This window comes from Acidovorax sp. (genome assembly GCF_034519795.1).
GTDB lineage: Bacteria > Pseudomonadota > Gammaproteobacteria > Burkholderiales > Burkholderiaceae_C > Acidovorax.
This window is the reverse complement of sequence record NZ_JAXHOB010000008.1, coordinates 293,112-309,731: the sequence shown is the minus strand read 5'-3', so window position 1 is coordinate 309,731 and position 16,620 is coordinate 293,112. Positions and strand designations below refer to the sequence as shown.

The window sequence follows — 16,620 nt, the reverse complement described above, 5'->3', positions numbered from 1 at the left end:
CCGCACGGTGGATGCACGGTGGATACACGGGCCTTGCAACGGCATGCGGTACAGCCCCGGGCCCTGGCAACGGTGGTGACCGGCGTCACGCGCTGTGAGAACCGTTCGCATGCACACTGGCCCTCCACACCAACCAGGTGGAGCCAGGGCATGCCATGCATCGGCCACGCATCGGCCATGCACCGTGAGCCCCCACCCCATCGAGAGGAGCCTTGCATGCCCGTTCCATCCCTGGCGCCACGCGCCGCCCCGCGTCCCCTGCCGCTGTGGTCTGCCCGTGCTGTGCGGCGCATCGCGCCCCTGGGCCTGAGCCTGGGCCTCACGGCCGCGCTGCTGGGCGGCTGCGGTGGGGGTGGCGGTGACGACCCGGCACCTGCGCCAGCCCCCGCACCGGCACCCACGCCTGCACCAGCACCCACACCCACACCCGCACCCGCACCGGCCCCGACGCCCGCGCCAGCCCCCACGCCCGACCCGACCTACCAGACGCTGGGCGTGTCGGTCACCGGGCTGGCGGCGGGCCAGAGCGTGGTGCTGCAGAACAACGGGGCGGATGACTTCACCGTGGGCGCCAACGGCATCGTGCGCACGGCAGCCAGCTGGCCGCTGGGCAGCAGCTATGCCGTCACCGTCAAGACCCAGCCCACGGGCCAGCGGTGCACGGTGGCGCTGGGCACGGGCACACTGGCCGCCAACATCCCCTTGGTGCAGGTCGAATGCGTGCAGCTGCCAGGCGAGCGCAACACACTGGGCGGCACCATCGGCGGCATTCCGGCCGGGGTGACCGTGGTGCTGACCACGGGCGGCGAAGACCTGCCCCTCAGCGCGGACGGCGGTTTCACCTTTCCCACGCCGCTGGCCGCTGGCGCGGGCTATGCCGTCACGGTCAAGTCCAAACCCGATTCGACGGGCTGCGTGGTGCGCAATGGCACTGGCGTGGTCGCTGCCGCCGCGGTGGACACGGTGCGGGTGAGCTGCGCAGTTCTCGGCTCCGTGACCGGCTTCTGGGAGCAAGACCAGTGCACCGCAGGGCCAGGTGGCATCGGCCTGAAGAACGGCTGGCGCATCTCGCAGAGCAGGCCCGTGTTTGTGAATGTGGGCGCGGGCGGGGTGAGCTACCGCAATGCGCAGTCCACCGGCGTGGGCACCACCATGACGGGCCCGCTGGTCGGCGGGTTCACGGTGACCCAGTCGCGCCAAGAGTTCACCACCGACATTTCGGCCTACTGGGGCGTGCGCGACGGCATGACCTTCCCCACCATGCCGGTGGTGCTGGTGCGCAGCGGCAACCACCTGTGCCTGCTGGAGGACACGGCCACCCCCTCGGCCTACCCCACTGCGGCCAGCACGGCCAATGCCGTCACGGCGGCCATTGCCGCGGGCACCTGCTACCTGCCCCGCTGACCCGGCGCCCAGGCAACCAGTGCCCTGCCCCGCCGCTGCTCGCAGCATGGCGTGCGGCGTGGCAGCACCGCTCGCGCAAGCCAGAAGGCTGCAGCCGATCCCCCACAATCTCAGCCACTGGATCAAGTCCGATGAATGAAGCCGAACACAATGCAGGCCTCGCAGCAACGCCGCAATACCGCTACGCGGATCGCCTGGGCGACCAACTGTTCGTTGCTGGCCAGGTGCCCCTCGACGCTCTGGGCCACCTGGTAGGCCCCGAAGACCCGGGCGCACAGGCCATGCAGTGCCTGCGCAACCTGGAGCGGCTGCTCGCCGTGCACGGATTTCAAGCCACGGACATTCGACGACTGGTCGTGTACGTGATCGGAGACCAGGCAAGCCTCTCTGCGGCATGGTCAGCGGTCGCAGGCTGGTTTGGTGGCCAGGTTCCACCAGCCACCCTGCTCGGTGTTGCCGCACTGGGCTACGTGGGACAGCTCGTAGAGATTGACGCCACCGTGATCAAGGCTTGAGGGCGTTCCATCCCATGCCGCCTGACCGTTCCATCGGTGGGATGCCTCAAAGGCTGCGCTTTCAAGTACCCCCAGAGACTATGGCGCCGGGGACGCCACCCTGTAGCAGTCCTTACCCGCGCCGCCTGCCACTGAGGTCTGCCCGTGCTGTGCGGCGCATCGCGCCCCTGGGCCTGGGCCTGAGCACGGCCGCCCTGCTGGGCGGCTGCGGTGGGGGTGGCGGTGACGACTCGGCACCCGCGCCAGCCCCCACGCCCGACCCCACCTACCAGACGCTGGGCACGGGCCAGCGGTGCACGGTGGCGCTGGGCACGGGCACACCGCCTGCCAACATCCTCTTGGCGCAGGTCGAATGCGTGCAGCTGCCAGGCAAGCAGTCCGGCTTTTCCAGGACAGAGGGAGCGGCACGAACCGGGCACTCTGATCGGCGGTCAGGGGCACCACGAAAGCCTGGCAGAGCAGGTTTTGCATCGGTCTGGATTGCACCTCGCTGCGGCGACCCAGTGCGATCATTGAAGCCCAAGGCTACGCGAAAATCTTCTCGCGGAAAATGAAGAACACCGCAGCCAGAAGGCACAGTCCCGCCCAGAGGTAGTCCAGCTTGAGCGGCTCCTTCAGGTAGAAAACCGCGAACGGCACGAACACCGTCAGCGTGATCACTTCCTGCAGCACCTTCAACTGGCCAACGTTCATCACCGTGTGGCCGATCCGGTTGGCGGGCACTTGCAGCAAGTATTCGAACAGGGCAATACCCCAGCTCACGAGGGCGGCGATCATCCAGGGTTTGTCGTTCAGTTCCTTCAGGTGTGCATACCAGGCGAAGGTCATGAAGACGTTGCTGCACATCAGCAGCAAAATGCTAGTTGCGACAGGGTTCACGAAGAGTCCTTCTCATGCTGCACGAGGGAGCCCGGACCTCCCGAACAAGGGGGGGTGCGGGCTCCTGTCAGCATCAGTGCATGGAGCGCTTGGGCGAGCCATCGAGTTCCAGCTTGGCTCCCGTCAGGTTGCCTTGCCCGTCGACAAAATGCACGTGGACATACTCGTGGTCGTCACGGTCGTCGTGCTTGATTTTCAGGTGGTGAATCGCCTCCCCACCTTGCGCTATCGTCGTCCTTGCGCTTTCGGGCAAGTGCTTGAGCACCTCCTCGATCACTACCTTTTCGGTGCCGCCCAGCAGCTTCTTCGTGGTGGCGTCCCACACAAGTTGGTGTGCCTTGCCATGGCGGAAGTAGCCGACTTCGATCTCGGTCACCTGGTGCGCGTTGGCCTCGACGATTTCGCCGAGCTTGGCGCCTACCAGGAATCGCGCGGTGGCCTGCTGCGCCTCCAGCGACAGGTCCCAGAAGGACGGCACGATGCGTTTGGTTTCTTTTTGGGTCATCTTCGTATCCTCATTCAAGATGGCTTGGTTGGAAGTGGGGCCGCACCAGCGGCCCCGTTGGATTGCCGGGCGATGTGATCGCCCAGCACTTTCCGCACCTTCGGCGCGCAGTCCCCGCACTGGGGCAGGCAGCCGAGATGCTGGAAACAGGTTTTGACGTTGTGGGCACCTGCGGTGCATGCGCGCTCGAACGCGGGCTCGGGCAGGCCATGGCAGGTGCACAGGATGGCTTGCGGCTTCATGCAGGGTCGGCCTTGTGCTCGGGCGTCAGTGAGCGCAGCAGCGCGGGATAGGCCTCGCGCCAGCGCGTGTAGACGCGCCCGATGTCACCCAGCGGCTTGACCAGCAGGCGCAGGTTGACCACGAGCGCTGACAACTCGGCCAGCGAAATCCCGCGCACCGAGTTGCCGATGTGGAGCCAGTAGGCCACTGCGACGGCAATGGCGAAAGCCACCCACATGACCACGTCGCTGGCATCCTCCGCCAGCCACTTGATGGCGTGAAAGCGCAGGTTGACGTGGAACAGCCGCTCCTGGTGGGCGTGCAGATGGGCGCGCTGCTCGTTGCCCGTGGCTTCGGTGATCTTGGACTGGAGGTCCAGAATCTCCCGACTGCCGCGCTGGATGCGGGCGCCGAAGAACCACACGAACAGGGCAGTGGGCGCGATGCTGGCCAGCAGCAGCGGTATCCATTCCGGCCCTATCGACAGTTGCCACAGCAGCACGGACGTGGTGACGGTGACGATCTTCCAGGAGTCCTGGTAGATGACCTGAAAGCCTTTCTTGGCTACATCGCTGCCGTACAGCACCTGCGCCACGTCCTGGGGAACGTTGGCAAGCTGGCGCCGCTCCAGGTAGCTGCGTTGCAGGGCGATGATGAGCCTGAACTCCATCACCTTGCTGAGCATTTTCTCGCCGAACTCCGCAACGAACAGCCCCGCGCTGATGAGCAGGAACAGCGGAAGGAACTCGGGCAGCAGGTTCCAGGGCTCGGTCTCGCCCGCCTCCACGCGCTGCACCACCTGCTTGCTCAGCCAGGCGAATGCAGGGGACAGGGCCGCGGTGAATCCCAGCGAGGTCAGCAAGCCCAGCAAGGGCCAGTGCAACCGCATGAGCAGCTTCAGCATTTCCAGCAGCAACCGGCGCGACGGCCATGCTGCAGGGTGGGCTGCCTCGCTGCGAAGGCTTGCATGCGTGGTCACTCAGTCCACCATGTTGACTTGGGAGCGGTCGGTCACCGCCACGCGAAGGCCCGCAGCAACGCTCTTGACCTGGGCGGGCCATTGCGCGATGGCGGTCCAGGCGCCGCAGGCCTGCGCAAGTCGCCAGCCATGGGTCCCGTTCCATGCGATCAGCTCGCCCTGGGGGGCTGCGACGGCATCGACGCGCCTGGCGCCGTCGGGTGGCGCAATCGGCGTGACCTGCCCAGGCGCCACGCTGTACAAGGCACCTGCACACAGGACCTCCACCGTGTGCCCGCGCTGGGCAAGGGGCCTGCATGCGCCGGTGAACAGGGCCAGCACATCCAACTGGCCGCTGTGCGGGCTCCAGCGTGCCAGGCGCCCGTCCGCGGTGCCCACCAACACCGTGCCTGCCTGCTCGACCAGCAGCCCGGCGATGGTGCACTGGCCCAGTGCAGGCACCGGATGGAGCTGCTTGGGCACCCCCGGCTCGGACACGAACAGGCCCGCCTTGCTGCCCATCACCATGCGGTCGCCCGCAAACGCCAGGGCGGTGAGCTCCGCAAAGTGCGGGCGGGTGGAGAACTTGACCTGCTTCCAGGATGCACCGTTGCTCCACGACACAAACAGCCCGCGCTGCGCGGCGAGGTACCAGGCGCCGTCCGGTGACAGGGCCAGCCCTTCGGCGTCGAGCACCGCCCAGTCGGACTGCGCTGCCGCCCAGGTGGCCCCCGCGTCATCCGAAAAGAAGGTGCCGTAGCTGGCGGTGGCCAGCAGGCGGCCCTCTTCCAGCAGCCAGAGCTTCTTCACCTTCGCAGCAGTGGCCTGTGTTGCGCGGCCTTCGAACAGGTCGGTCACCCGGGCCGTGTACAGGTCGACCAGGAACGCGCCATTGCCCCCGGCCACGACCGCGTGGGCCTCCAGCAACTGCAGTTGTTCAGCTTCGGCGAAACGCGGGTCCTTGAGGTCCAGGCGCGCGCCGGTGTCGAACCGCACGCACAGCTTGTTGCCCGCCACCCAGCCTGCGCGGCCGGGTTCGAACACGGCGGCGTTGGCGGCATCCTTTTCAAAGCGCACCGGCTGGCCAGGGGACCAGGGCCCGCGCCAGCGGGTGACGTACCGGTCGTCGCGGCAGGCGAGGATGCCGTCGTGGTAGCTGGTCTCCAGATCGATGCACCAGTTGGCACCGCCGTCATCGGACACGATCAGGGCTGGCTGCGCCTTGGACCCCTGCTTCTTGGCAAATGCCAGCAGGCGGTCTCCCGATGCTTCGAGCCCGATCACCTCGGTGTGGCCCTCGCCGTACACATGGGTCCAACCCACGGCGTCGAGCCGGTAGATGCCTTTCTTTCCGCCCGCCAGCAGGCACTTGCCCGCCAGGAGGGACTTGGGCTCGTCGCCGGGCAGCGGCGGCAGCGTGCGGATGATTTCTCCCTGGTGGCCCGTGAGGTAGAGCCCCAGGCCGTCGGTGGACACAGCCGCAATGAGCAGGCCGTCTTCTGCGCTGGCCATGGCGGCAATTTTTTGGCCGCTCCACGCGGTCATCGGCACCAGGGTACCCTGGTGAAGCCGGTACAGGCCGTCTGAGGCGCCTATCCAGACGTTGTCGCCCTGGCGCACTGTGGCTTTGACTTCAGGGCGGCGCAGGCAGACGAGAGAGTTTTCGACAATCATGGTGTGGTCCGTTATGGGGCAGTGGCAAGGGCTGACAGGGGTCAGGCTGCGGCAAGACTCAGGTGGCGCAGTGCACGGCGGTCGGTGGTGTGGATGCGCTTTCCGCCATCGCCCACGCTGGCGTGGCGAACGCCCATGGGCCAGTGCGCCAAGGGCACCAGTTCGCCGCCCACACGCCCCTGCCAGGCATGGGTTCTGTTCCACAGCACGAAGGTGTCTGCACCGCTGCGGGCCATGCCGAACTCGCCGCTGCCCCCACTGGGCGTGATCTCGAGCACGCACGCATCCCGCACATCCAGCACCCGGCTGCCCGAGACCAGCACGAAGTGCGATGGCGAGCCCACGATCACGGATTCATGCACCACAGCCTCAGCCACCCGGCGTGCAGATGCATCGTCCACGCCATAGCGCCACAGCGCCCCGGCTGCCGTGCCGACGATCAGCTGGCCACCGGCATCGTCACCGTGCAGCGCCTCGATGGACTGCCCTTCAAACGCAGGTAAGTACTCGACTGCGTCGGGGCGTGACAAGGCGCTGCAAAGCAGACCTGCCTTGGTGCCCACGAACAGGCGCTGGTTGACGATGGCGATGCCGCCGCGCAGCTCGCTGTAGTGCGCCCCCTTGATCTTGAGCTTGACGTAGCGCCAGCTCTGGCCGTTGTCGGGGCTGACGAACAGGGCGCGCTGGCAGGCCAGCCACCATTGCCCGTCGGGGCCCTTGAGCAGGTGCTCGGCGTCGAGCACGGTCCACTCGGCATCCACCGGCTGCCAATGTGCGCCGCCATCGGTGCTGCGCAGCGACCCGAATGTTGCCGTGGCCAGCAGCGCGCCTTCGTCGAGAACGAAGATGCGTTTGATCTTGCCCAGTTCGGAAGGCAGCTCCATGCCGCCAAACAGGTCTGAGACCGATCCGCGTGCCGGATCGACCAGGAACGCCCCCTGCACACCTGCCACCAGCACACGGTCCGCCAACAGGTGCAATTGCTCGGCCTCCGCCAACAGGGGGTGGTAGAACGAGCTGCCTGCGTGCCCCTGGGCATGGTGGGTCTCCAGCTTGTCGCCATCGAGCACGGCCCAGCCCTCCTCCCACACCGCTGCCGCGCTCAGGGGGTGCTTCTTGGTTTCTCCGCGCTCGCTGCGGCGTCTTGCACCCTTCCAGCGGGTGACGATCCACTGAGCGCTGGCCGCCAGCACGATGTCCTGGTAGTCAGGCGATGCCGACACGGCCCAGGTCTGCCCACCGTCGGCAGATTCGATCAGCGCTGGCCGTGCCCCTGGCCCCATCTTCTTGACGGAGGCGGTGATGTGCTGGCCGTCGACGCTGCGCACCCACAGCACCTCGCCTTGGCCATGCGCGTCGCCGAACAGGCGCGCCCACTGCCCACCGGCGAGACGGAACAACCCGCTCTTTGTGCCTGCCAGGACACCCTTTTCCGTGGCGCAAAGCGCCTTGATTTTCTCCCCGGGCACACCGGTGATCTGCCCGGTGGCTCGCCAGGCGCCATCGCAGGTGTACAGCGTCTGGCCGCTGTCGTCTTCGGTCATCAAGAGGAATCCATCGCCAGCGCAAGCGATGCATTGCACCGGTTGGCCTTGCCAGGCGGCAATGCCCTTGAGGGCGTGCTGGTCCAGTTCGTAAAGGCCCCATTCGCTGGCAAGGTAGGTGCGGGCGCCTTCGCGCAGCACGGCCTTGATCTGGGGGCGGGCAAAGCGGCTGATGGGTGCAGACATGTGCTGGGCTTTCAAGGTTTTTGAGGGAAAGGCAGTGGCGGCTGTCACATGCGCCACTTGAGACCAATGAAGTAGGAGCGGCCAGTGCCGATGACGGCGGTACGGTCGAGCTGGCCGTTGAGGTACTCGAACTCGTCGCGCTTCTGGTTGGTCAGGTTCTCCACGCTCGCGTACAGCGCGAGCTGGGGCGACATCTGCCACTGCACGCGTGCGTCGATGAAGGTCTCCGCCTGGATGGTTTTGTCCCGGATCGAACCCGCCCCTTCATTGCTGACGATGCCGCGCTTGCCGATGCGATTGATGCCCAGGCTGGTGCTCAAGCCTGTGGGAGCGTGCTTGTAGTCAAGGATCAGATTGGCAATGAAGCGCGGTTGCTCCGAGAAAGGCCGGGCCCCGGTGGTGGGATCGTTCACCCGGGAGTGCAGAAATGCCTGGTTCGCCGTGATCGACAGGCCTTTGAGCCAGGTCGGCCCCAGCGCATCCAGGGCGAACCGCTGGTCGAACTCGATCCCCCGGATGAAACCATCCCCTGCGTTGCGGTACACGAAGTTGTTGGGCGTGGGCTCCAGGGTCTCGTTCAGGTTCTGGATGCTGCGGTGAAAGAGGTTCACCCCAAAGAAGGTGTTGGCGTGGCTGTAGTCGAACCCGACGTCGATGCTGCGCGACACCGCTGGCTGCAGGTCGGGGTTGCCGGTGAACGTGCGGTTGCCCCGCACGCTGACGCCCGGGGCCAGTTCATCCAGCTTGGGGCGGTTGATATGTTTGGCCACGCTGGCCCGCAGCTGCAGGCTTTCGGAAACGCGGTAAGACACCGGCAGCGACGGCAGCCAGTCGCTCGCCTGTCGGCTAGCCTGAAGCGCGTTGGCTCCTGAAGTGGTGAATGCCACGCGCTCGTTGCGCAAGCCAGGCAGCAGGGTCAGGCGCCCCAGTCTGATCTCGTCCTGCACGTAGAAGGCGGTGTAATCCTCTTGCACTGCGTAGTCTGCATTGCGTGAGCGCGCCAGATCGGTGGCGGTTTGCGAAGCAGCTCCGGCGGCATTGAGGGTGAACAGTTCTGCGTCACTGACCTGGCTGGATTCGCGCCGCATCACGCCCAGCTTGATACGCTGGGGCACCGCGCCAGCCACTGGAATGGCCACGTTGAAGGCCATCTGGCGCAGCGCATCCCTGGCACTTGACTCGCTCGCGGTGGCGCCGGCGAATGCCAGCGCAGACCCCAGCGTGAGGTCGTTGCTCACCGAATTGCGGCGGGCGCTGCTGCGGGACAGGGCCCCATCGATCTCCATCCCGCCTTCAAAGCGGTGTTTGCCATCCAGCGTCAGGCCCGTGGTGCGGTTGTCCTCATCGCCATTGGCCAGCGTGCGCTGGCGGAATGTGCCGGGCACGCGGTTGTAGGTGTCACGCTGTCGCCCGGTACTTTCCACCAGCGTGTCCAGCACAATGGGTTTGAGGTGGATCTCACCGCCTGGGTGGTAGTGCACCAGGTCAAGGAACAGGTTGAGGTTGTGATTGCGCTTGGGCTCACGTTCGTCCACCAGCGTGCCCAGGTTCTGGGCGGGCCCGCCGCCACCCGAGTAGGTGCGCTCGGAGCGGTCCTTGATCTTGATCGAATCAAAGCGGTCCTGGCCCAACGCGGCGATCACTCCAAGGCGCTCACCCACCTTGCCCGCGTACGCCAACTTGACGGAACGGTTCGCGCCATCCAGCGTGTCCAGTCCACCGGCACTCAGATCTGCTTCCAGCTGCGGGGTATCAGGCACAGAGCGTGTGCGAAACGCCAGGCGACCCGCCAGCCCGTCGCCTTCAAATTCGGCGGACGGGCTGCGCAGGTAGGTGACATCTTCCACGATGAAGCTGCTGATGCGCTGCAGATCGATGTTGCGCGACCCGGTGGACGAGGGCAGGTTGAATCCATCAAAAGAAAACCGCGCGAACTCGCTCGACACCCCGCGCAGGTTGATGCTTTTCTTCTCGCCCGGTGGGCCACCTGCAAATGCACCGGGCAGCCGCCCTGCGATGTCACTGAGCCGCTTGTCCCCGAGCACCTCGATCTGCGAACGGTCGACAATCACTGCGGGCGACACGGCGTCCATGCGGTTGCGCACGGCAGGCTGGTCGGCCAGCATTTCAGACCTGTCGACCACCGTCACGTGTGGCAATATGGCGGTTGCCTCCTGCAGCACGCGCACACTGGAAGCAGCGGGTGCTCGATTCGGCGGCACATCCTGCGCGGCACCGGGCATGACGAGGTAGCCCGCAGCGGTCTTGCCGATCACCAGCCCGGTGCCGCGCAGCAGTGCGTTGAAACCGTCTTCGACGCGGTACTGCCCTTTCAAGCCCGGGGAATGCAGCCCCTTTACTTTTTCGGTGTCCACCACGATGGCCACTGCGGTGAGCTGGGCAAAGCGGCTCAGTGCCTGCGCCAGCGGCCCCGCCGGAATGTCGAAGCTCCCGGGCGCGGCGCGCAGCTCCGGGGCCTGCGCATGGGCCACGCCCATGGTGATCGAGAGGGACGCGCATCCGATGCGCATCGCGATTGCCAAAGGGTGCAGCGGGGCGACGAGCTTTCGTGCCGCCTTCGCGCTTGTGTGGTTCAGTTCCATTGCGGTCGCTCCAATAGCTGTTTCAAACCCTTGCGGGTACAAAACGAAAACTGGAACTGGCTAACGCAGGACTCCCACAAGGGATGCATGGCGGCCGGCTTTCGTCACCTTCACCAGCTATGACGAACGAGAAAGGGAATGTGGAACTGGAACGGCGATCTTTTTCGTTCCGACCGCGGATTTTCAGCGAGCGGAGGGTGCGTCCACGATCACCAGGTAGGGGGTCAGCGACCGCACACGCAGGGCTGGCAGGCTGGTCACCAGCAGTTGCAGGGCGCGGTCTGTGTCGTCCAGAGGGAGGACGGCGGACACCTTGATGCCGCCCAGGACTTGGCGGTCATAGCGGATCGTGCCGGGCCGGTGGCGATTGAGCTCGTCCAGAACCTCCGGCAGTGGGCGGTCCAGGGCCACCAGTTGGTGTTGCCTCCAGGCGTCGTCCACACTGGCGGGATCCACACCGGGGAGTATCTCCACGCGGTCGGCAGTGATACGCGCGCGTTGGCCCGCGCTGATGACGGCGTTGGCTGGCTCTGCGGACCCCACATCCGCCGGAGCCATGGCCGTCTGCACCCGGGCGCGGGACTCCAGCATGGTGACCAGCGTAGCGCCATCTTCCGTGCGCACCACGAAGCGGGTTCCGAGGGCCCGCACCCCCCCGTGCGCGGTTTCGACCCAGAAAGGACGGTCGGGGTCACGCGCAACGTCCACCAGCACCTCTCCGTCCACCAGCCTGACTGTGCGCCGACTGGCACTGAATTCAAGATCGACTGCGCTGGCGCTCTTGAGCGTGAGCCGCGTTCCGTCCTGCAAGGTGCTGGAGGCCCATTGGCCTGTCGGGGCACTCAGGTCGGACATCCAGCGCGAAGGGGTGTAGCCTTGCAGCGCCAGCCATGAAGGCAGCCCGAGCACAAGCGCCAGCGCGAGAACGCGCGCAGCGGTCTGGGCACGATGGGGCTTCGCGCGAGGTCGCAGCGTGACGTTCAGCGCGGCACGGGCAGCCCGGGCGCTGCCTTCCTCGCTCTCCCGCAGAGAATGCACACGCGCCATGAAGCCCTCGATGCGCTGTGCCGCCCGCGCATGCTGTACGTCCTCTCGCTTCCAGGCATCGAACCCTGCGCGCGCTGCGACACGCTCCTCCTCGCTGTCAGAGCTGAGCAGAACCACCCAGTGCGCCGCTTGCAGCGAAATCTGGTCCTCCAAAGACTGCGGCCGCTCCGCGCTCGGTCCCATGGTGCCGGTCAATCCCGGACAATCCGGTGGACCTGGGCCAGTGCCTGCACCAGGTATTTCTGGACCATGCGCGTCGACACGCCCAATTGGCTGGCCACTTCAGCGTGGGTCTGTCCGTCCAGATAGTGCATGACAAACGCCTGGTGGGCCTTGTGCGACAAGCCCTGCAAGGCAGCACTGATTTGCTCCAGGGCCTGAAGCGCCTCCAGGATTTCTTCAGGCGAGGGAAAGCCGTTCAAGGCCTCGGCGGCAAGAGCCAGCTCGGCCAGATAGGCCTGTTCCAGCAACTGGCGTCTTGCCCGGTCGATCAGCAGGCGGTTGGCCGTGGTGGTGAGATAGGCGCGAGGCTCGCTGACACCCAGCAAGGCATCGCGCGAAGCCAGGATGCGAAGAAAAGTATCCTGCGCGACATCTGCGGCGTTGTGAGCGCATCCCAGTTTTCGGCGCAGCCAGCTGTACAACCAGCCATGGTGATCCGCATAGAGAGCATGCATGTCGCCTTGATAGCTCGCATCCGTCGGCATACCTCTCCTTCCTGTCGTGGCGACAGAATCACACATCGCAAATGATAATTGTTCGTATTATATACACCCAAGCATGGGAAAGCAGCAAGGTCTCCAGCAAACACAAAGCTTGCGCCGGCCACGGCCACGCGCGGCCCCGCCTGTGTCAGCCAAGAGGCCATGGACCGGGTGGCCTGTGCCATGTCCGGCCGTCGGTTCTGAATCTCACCAGTGTTTATGCAACCAGAGGCTATGGCGCCGGGGACGCCACCCTGTAGCAGTCCTTGCCGGCGCGCTTGGCCTCGTACAGGGCTTCGTCGGCCAGGCGCATGAGCAACTGCGGCTCGGTGCCATGGTCGGGCGCATACGCCACGCCGATGCTGGCGCGGATGCGGGCTTCGCCCCCGCCCAGCGCAATGGGCTGCCTGAGCCGCTCCAGCACCCGGTTCAGCACGGCCTCCACCTGGCCCCGGTCCTGCACGTTGGCGAGCGCAATGGCAAATTCATCGCCCCCCAGGCGCGTCACGGTGTCCTGGCTGCGCACACAGGCCAGCAGGCGCCTGGCGGTCTCCACCAGCACCTGGTCGCCCGCGCCGTGCCCCAGCGCGTCGTTCACGGCCTTGAAGCCATCAAGGTCGATGTAGCACACGGCCACCAGGCTCGATGCACCGCCCAGTTGGTCAAGCGCCGCGCGCAGGCGCTCGGCAAACTGCGTGCGATTGGCCAGTCCGGTCAGTGCGTCGTGCAGGGCCAGCTGAGCCAACTGGTCCTCCCGCCCCTTCATGGCGGAGATGTCGACAAACATCCACAGCGATTCGTCGCCCGAGACCGGGGTTCCGCTCAGATCGATCCAGACCGGGCTGCCGTCCTTGCGCCGCATCTTGAGCTGGGTGCGGTAGCGGCGGTTGTCGCGAAGGTGCTCATAGCCTTGCGCCCCGACCCGTTCGTAGGACTCGTCGTCCAGATACAGCTGGCGCGAAGGCCCCCCATCCAGTTCATCGGGGCCGTACCCGAAGATCGCCTTGAACGCCTTGTTCGACCAGACCGTGGTGCGGCTCTTGGTGCGCACCATGCCAATGAGCTCGTTGTCCAGCATCAGCTGCTGTTGCTGGAGCAGGCCGGCGATGCGCCGTTCGGCCAGCACGTGGCGCTGGCGCTGGACATACAGGCCGACAGAGGCCCCCACCATCGACACGCCGGCCAGCAGCAGCAGCGCGGCGATGATCTGCACATCGCGCCGCCAGGGCGCCAGGAAGTCGCTCGGGGCCAAGCCCGCCAGAACCGTCAGCTCGAACCCGGGAACCCGGTGGTAGGCGGTCACCCGCTCGATGCCGTCGAGCGCCGTGGGGGTGCGGTACCAGCCTTGTGCCGGGTTGCGCGCCAGGGCATCCCTGAGCTCGCTGGACACGCTGGCGGTGCCGAGGTTCCTGTCGCCGATGGGCTCGTCGGGCACGTAGCGCGCAACCAGCCGCAGGTCCTTCGAGCGCAGCGAAATGGCGCCCGACTTGCCCAGCTTCAACCGGCTGAAGCTGCGCGCGAAATGCGCGCTGGAGAGGGCGGCGTACGCCACGCCGCCAAAGCTTCCATCCCGGTTTTCGATGCGCCTTGCCAGCACGATCCCCCACTGCCTGGTGATCCGGCCCTGAAGGGGCTCGGAAACGGCCAGGCCATCGGTGAGGCGCGCGGCCTCGAAATAGCCACGGTCGGCAATGCTCACCGGCGCGGCGCCCTGGGCCAGCCCCACGCGCACCAGGCCGTCGGGTCCGGCAATGCGAATGGCGTCCACCTCGGGCAGCAGCTCTTCCTGGTGGCGCAGCACCTTCTCGATGGCCAGGGCCCCGGCCTCATCGGCCAACCCGGCCCGGTAAGCGGAGGTGGCGCTCGACAGCGCGTTGTCGACCAGCCTGAGTTCACCGGCGATTTCGGCAGCCAGGCCTGCGGCCATGTTTTGCGCAACCTCGGCGGCCCGGGCCTCGTCGGCATGCAGGCTGGTCTTGAGCCCGACCCACCCCGCCACGGCCAGCAGCCCGATGATGGCCAGGTTGCCACACACCAGGTGAATCGCAAAACGCCTCAGCTTGGCGTCAGAAAGGTCGATGGAATGCGGCAAGGAAACTCAGCAAGGGGAAAGGCGCGGCCATCCTATTATCGACGCAGCGCCACGCGGCAGCCCCCTGGAAAACACCCTCCTCCTTGAGAGTGTGCACGGCTACGCACCCGCCTTGCCGATGGCGGCATGCAGCATCTGCGGTGTGCAGGGCTTGGGCAGCACGTCAAAGCCCAGCTGCGAGATGCGCGCCAGTTGCTCGGCATAGCCGGTCATCAGCAGCACCCGCTGCGCAGGCCATGTCTCGCGGATGTGCCTGGCCAGGCCCTCGCCGTTGAGCGCCCCGGGCATCATCACGTCGGTCAGCACCAGGTCGGGCCGCTGGCCTTCGTCGAGCAGGTCAATGGCCTTGTCGGCCCGGTCGACGCGGGTGACGGTGCAGCCCAGCGACTGCAGCAAGGGCACCAGCGACTCGGCCACCTCGTCGTTGTCTTCCACCACCAGCAGGCTCATGCCCAGGGGCTTGAAGGTGGTGGTGTCTGCGGCGGGCTCGTCCCCGGTTGCGCGGGGGGCCGTGCTGGGCAGGTACAGGCTGATGCGCGTGCCCTTGCCCAGCTCGCTGGCGATGTGCGCGTAGCCGCCCACCCCCTGGCAAAAGCCATACACCTGGCTCAGGCCCAGGCCCGTGCCCTGGCCCACCGGCTTGGTGGTGAAGAAGGGCTCGAACACCTTGTCCAGATCGTCCGGCGCAATGCCGCTGCCGGTGTCGGACACTTCGATGACGACCATCTCGGTTTCCTGGTCCTGCGCCCCGCCCCGCTGGCGCCCGGCATTGCGCACGTGGATGGACAGGGCACCGCCCATGGGCATCGCGTCGCGCGCGTTGATGCCCAGGTTGAGCAGCGCCAGCTCCAGCTCGCTCATGTCCAGAAACACGGGCGCGGTCGAGGGGTCCACCTGCACATCCAGCTGCACGCGGCTGCCCATGACCGGCACCAGCAGATCCTGGATGGCCGGCAGCTTGTGCTGCAGCTGCACGTACTCGGCCACCAGGGGCTGGCGCCGCGAGAAGGCCAGCAACTGGCGGGTGAGGTTGGTGGCCGACTTGACGGCCCGCGCGATGGAGTCGATCTGCCGCAGGCCCGCCTGCGGCACCGTGCGCTTGAGCAGGTGCAGGTTGTTGCTGATCACCATCAGCGCGTTGTTGAAGTCGTGCGCCACGCCACCGGTCAGCCGGCCCAGCGCCTCGAGCTTTTGCGCCTGGCGCAGCGCCTCTTCGGCGCGCTGGCGGCTTTCGGTTTCACGCTCCAGTTCCTGCAGCGTGTTGTGGGCGGCGCGCGCGCTTCGCAGCGCCGTTCTGGCCGTGACGACCAGGGCCGCCACCGGCAGCGCCCCCATGGCGAACAGCAGCGCGAGCTGCTGGAACAACTCGCGCAGCGGCACGTTCAGGCGCATTGCGGTGGCCACGTACAGGGGGTAGTCGCCGACCTTGCGGTAGGCAATGATGCGTTCCTGCTGGTCGATCGACGAGATGCCCCGCAGGCGCGCCGAGTCCTCGCCCGCCTGCACGCGCTGGATCACCGGCACATCGGGCTGCAGCTTGTCGGAGGGGGTGGCGCCCTGGGCCCACCGGGTGTACACCTCGCCATCGCCGCGGAACAGCGTGACCGCCAGGTTGGGCTCGTCCGCCACCAGGTCGCCATAGAAATCGTGGAAGTAGGACGTGAGCAGCGCCACGTTGATGACGCCGCCAAACTTGCCCGCGTGGTCCTCGAAGGGGACACTGACGTTCAACACCCGCTCGTTGGACGTGCGGGTCACGATGGGCCTGGACAGATGCGGCCCCGTGCGGCCCTGCAGGTGGTGCTGAAAATACTCGCCATCGGACAGATCGACCCGCGGGAACGGGAACAGGCGGCTGCTGGCCAGCGGCCGGCCCTGCGCATCCAGGATCAGGATGGACTGGATCTGGGGCTGGTCCACGCTGCGCTTGCGCAGCTCTTCGTGCAGGAAGGCCTCGATGCTGCGCAAGTCCTGCGGGTTCTTGCCATTGACCAGGGAGAAGGCTTTTTCCGCGACCGCCTCGGACGTGGCCATGACCTTGGAGGCATGCTCGTGCGCCACGCGCAGCGAGCGCGACACCCGGGCGTCGGTTTCTTCCGTCGCACGCAGGAAGCCGACGACCCCGAAGATGGCGTAGATCGCCAGGGGAACCGCCACGCTTAGCAACGCCATCAGGCGAAGCCAACGCACCGACTCTGCTGCCTCTCGGGAGCCTTTACCGCCTGCTCTTTTCTGGGTCCACATGGGTTGTTCCTGGCGAGCGGGTCAATGAAATTCACCATCGGTG

General features: G+C 66.4%; 13 protein-coding genes. 2 read left to right on the top strand and 11 right to left on the bottom strand.

Annotated features, from left to right (window positions below; translation table 11 throughout):
- The first annotated feature begins 216 nt into the window (after positions 1-216).
- Positions 217-1,404: a hypothetical protein gene (locus tag U5N23_RS09750; RefSeq protein ID WP_322592612.1), complete on the top strand. Its 1,188-nt coding sequence runs from the start codon at positions 217-219 to the stop codon at positions 1,402-1,404.
- Positions 1,405-1,535: 131 nt separating this feature from the next.
- A complete protein-coding gene (locus U5N23_RS09745; protein WP_322592611.1) occupies positions 1,536-1,919 on the top strand; it encodes a RidA family protein in 384 nt (127 codons plus the stop codon).
- A 525-nt stretch (positions 1,920-2,444) separates the two neighbouring features.
- Here the strand turns inward: U5N23_RS09745 and U5N23_RS09740 are convergent.
- From U5N23_RS09740 to U5N23_RS09690, 11 genes are all read right to left on the bottom strand, one after another.
- Entirely contained in the window at positions 2,445-2,765 is a 321-nt protein-coding gene (locus U5N23_RS09740) for a DMT family protein (RefSeq protein WP_322592759.1), read from the bottom strand.
- A gap of 106 nt (positions 2,766-2,871) precedes the next feature.
- Positions 2,872-3,303: a hypothetical protein gene (locus tag U5N23_RS09735; RefSeq protein ID WP_322592610.1), complete on the bottom strand. Its 432-nt coding sequence runs from the start codon at positions 3,301-3,303 to the stop codon at positions 2,872-2,874.
- A 14-nt stretch (positions 3,304-3,317) separates the two neighbouring features.
- Entirely contained in the window at positions 3,318-3,545 is a 228-nt protein-coding gene (locus U5N23_RS09730; RefSeq protein ID WP_322592609.1) for a hypothetical protein, read from the bottom strand.
- Positions 3,542-4,504, bottom strand: a complete 963-nt coding sequence (locus U5N23_RS09725) for a hypothetical protein (RefSeq protein ID WP_322592608.1) — start codon at positions 4,502-4,504, stop codon at positions 3,542-3,544. The genes U5N23_RS09730 and U5N23_RS09725 overlap by 4 nt, the downstream gene beginning before the upstream one ends.
- Entirely contained in the window at positions 4,505-6,157 is a 1,653-nt protein-coding gene (locus U5N23_RS09720; RefSeq protein WP_322592607.1) for a hypothetical protein, read from the bottom strand.
- Positions 6,158-6,198: 41 nt separating this feature from the next.
- Positions 6,199-7,887 carry a hypothetical protein gene (locus U5N23_RS09715; RefSeq protein WP_322592606.1) on the bottom strand — a complete coding sequence of 563 codons (1,689 nt, stop codon included), beginning with the start codon at positions 7,885-7,887 and terminating at the stop codon, positions 6,199-6,201.
- 44 nt (positions 7,888-7,931) lie between these two features.
- On the bottom strand, positions 7,932-10,418 hold the full coding sequence (locus U5N23_RS09710; protein WP_322592605.1) for a TonB-dependent receptor: 2,487 nt from the start codon (positions 10,416-10,418) through the stop codon (positions 7,932-7,934).
- A 255-nt stretch (positions 10,419-10,673) separates the two neighbouring features.
- Positions 10,674-11,732 (bottom strand): FecR family protein, encoded by a 1,059-nt coding sequence (locus U5N23_RS09705; protein ID WP_322592604.1) that lies wholly within the window; start codon positions 11,730-11,732, stop codon positions 10,674-10,676.
- Positions 11,729-12,244 carry a sigma-70 family RNA polymerase sigma factor gene (locus U5N23_RS09700; protein WP_322592603.1) on the bottom strand — a complete coding sequence of 172 codons (516 nt, stop codon included), beginning with the start codon at positions 12,242-12,244 and terminating at the stop codon, positions 11,729-11,731. The genes U5N23_RS09705 and U5N23_RS09700 overlap by 4 nt, the downstream gene beginning before the upstream one ends.
- A gap of 229 nt (positions 12,245-12,473) precedes the next feature.
- Positions 12,474-14,333: a diguanylate cyclase domain-containing protein gene (locus tag U5N23_RS09695; protein ID WP_322592602.1), complete on the bottom strand. Its 1,860-nt coding sequence runs from the start codon at positions 14,331-14,333 to the stop codon at positions 12,474-12,476.
- A 99-nt stretch (positions 14,334-14,432) separates the two neighbouring features.
- The gene (locus U5N23_RS09690; RefSeq protein WP_322592601.1) at positions 14,433-16,505 is read right to left on the bottom strand and encodes a hybrid sensor histidine kinase/response regulator; all 2,073 of its coding nucleotides are present in this window, start codon (positions 16,503-16,505) and stop codon (positions 14,433-14,435) included.
- Between the last annotated feature and the right edge of the window lie 115 nt (positions 16,506-16,620).

Coding starts and splice junctions, on each gene's coding strand:
- U5N23_RS09750 (WP_322592612.1), top strand. CDS start 217: ATGCCCGTTCCATCCCTGGCGCCACGCGCCGCCCCGCGTCCCCTGCCG.
- U5N23_RS09745 (WP_322592611.1), top strand. CDS start 1,536: ATGAATGAAGCCGAACACAATGCAGGCCTCGCAGCAACGCCGCAATAC.
- U5N23_RS09740 (WP_322592759.1), bottom strand. CDS start 2,765: ATGTGCAGCAACGTCTTCATGACCTTCGCCTGGTATGCACACCTGAAG.
- U5N23_RS09735 (WP_322592610.1), bottom strand. CDS start 3,303: ATGACCCAAAAAGAAACCAAACGCATCGTGCCGTCCTTCTGGGACCTG.
- U5N23_RS09730 (WP_322592609.1), bottom strand. CDS start 3,545: ATGAAGCCGCAAGCCATCCTGTGCACCTGCCATGGCCTGCCCGAGCCC.
- U5N23_RS09720 (WP_322592607.1), bottom strand. CDS start 6,157: ATGATTGTCGAAAACTCTCTCGTCTGCCTGCGCCGCCCTGAAGTCAAA.
- U5N23_RS09715 (WP_322592606.1), bottom strand. CDS start 7,887: ATGTCTGCACCCATCAGCCGCTTTGCCCGCCCCCAGATCAAGGCCGTG.
- U5N23_RS09710 (WP_322592605.1), bottom strand. CDS start 10,418: ATGCGCATCGGATGCGCGTCCCTCTCGATCACCATGGGCGTGGCCCAT.
- U5N23_RS09700 (WP_322592603.1), bottom strand. CDS start 12,244: ATGCCGACGGATGCGAGCTATCAAGGCGACATGCATGCTCTCTATGCG.
- U5N23_RS09690 (WP_322592601.1), bottom strand. CDS start 16,505: ATGGCGTTGCTAAGCGTGGCGGTTCCCCTGGCGATCTACGCCATCTTC.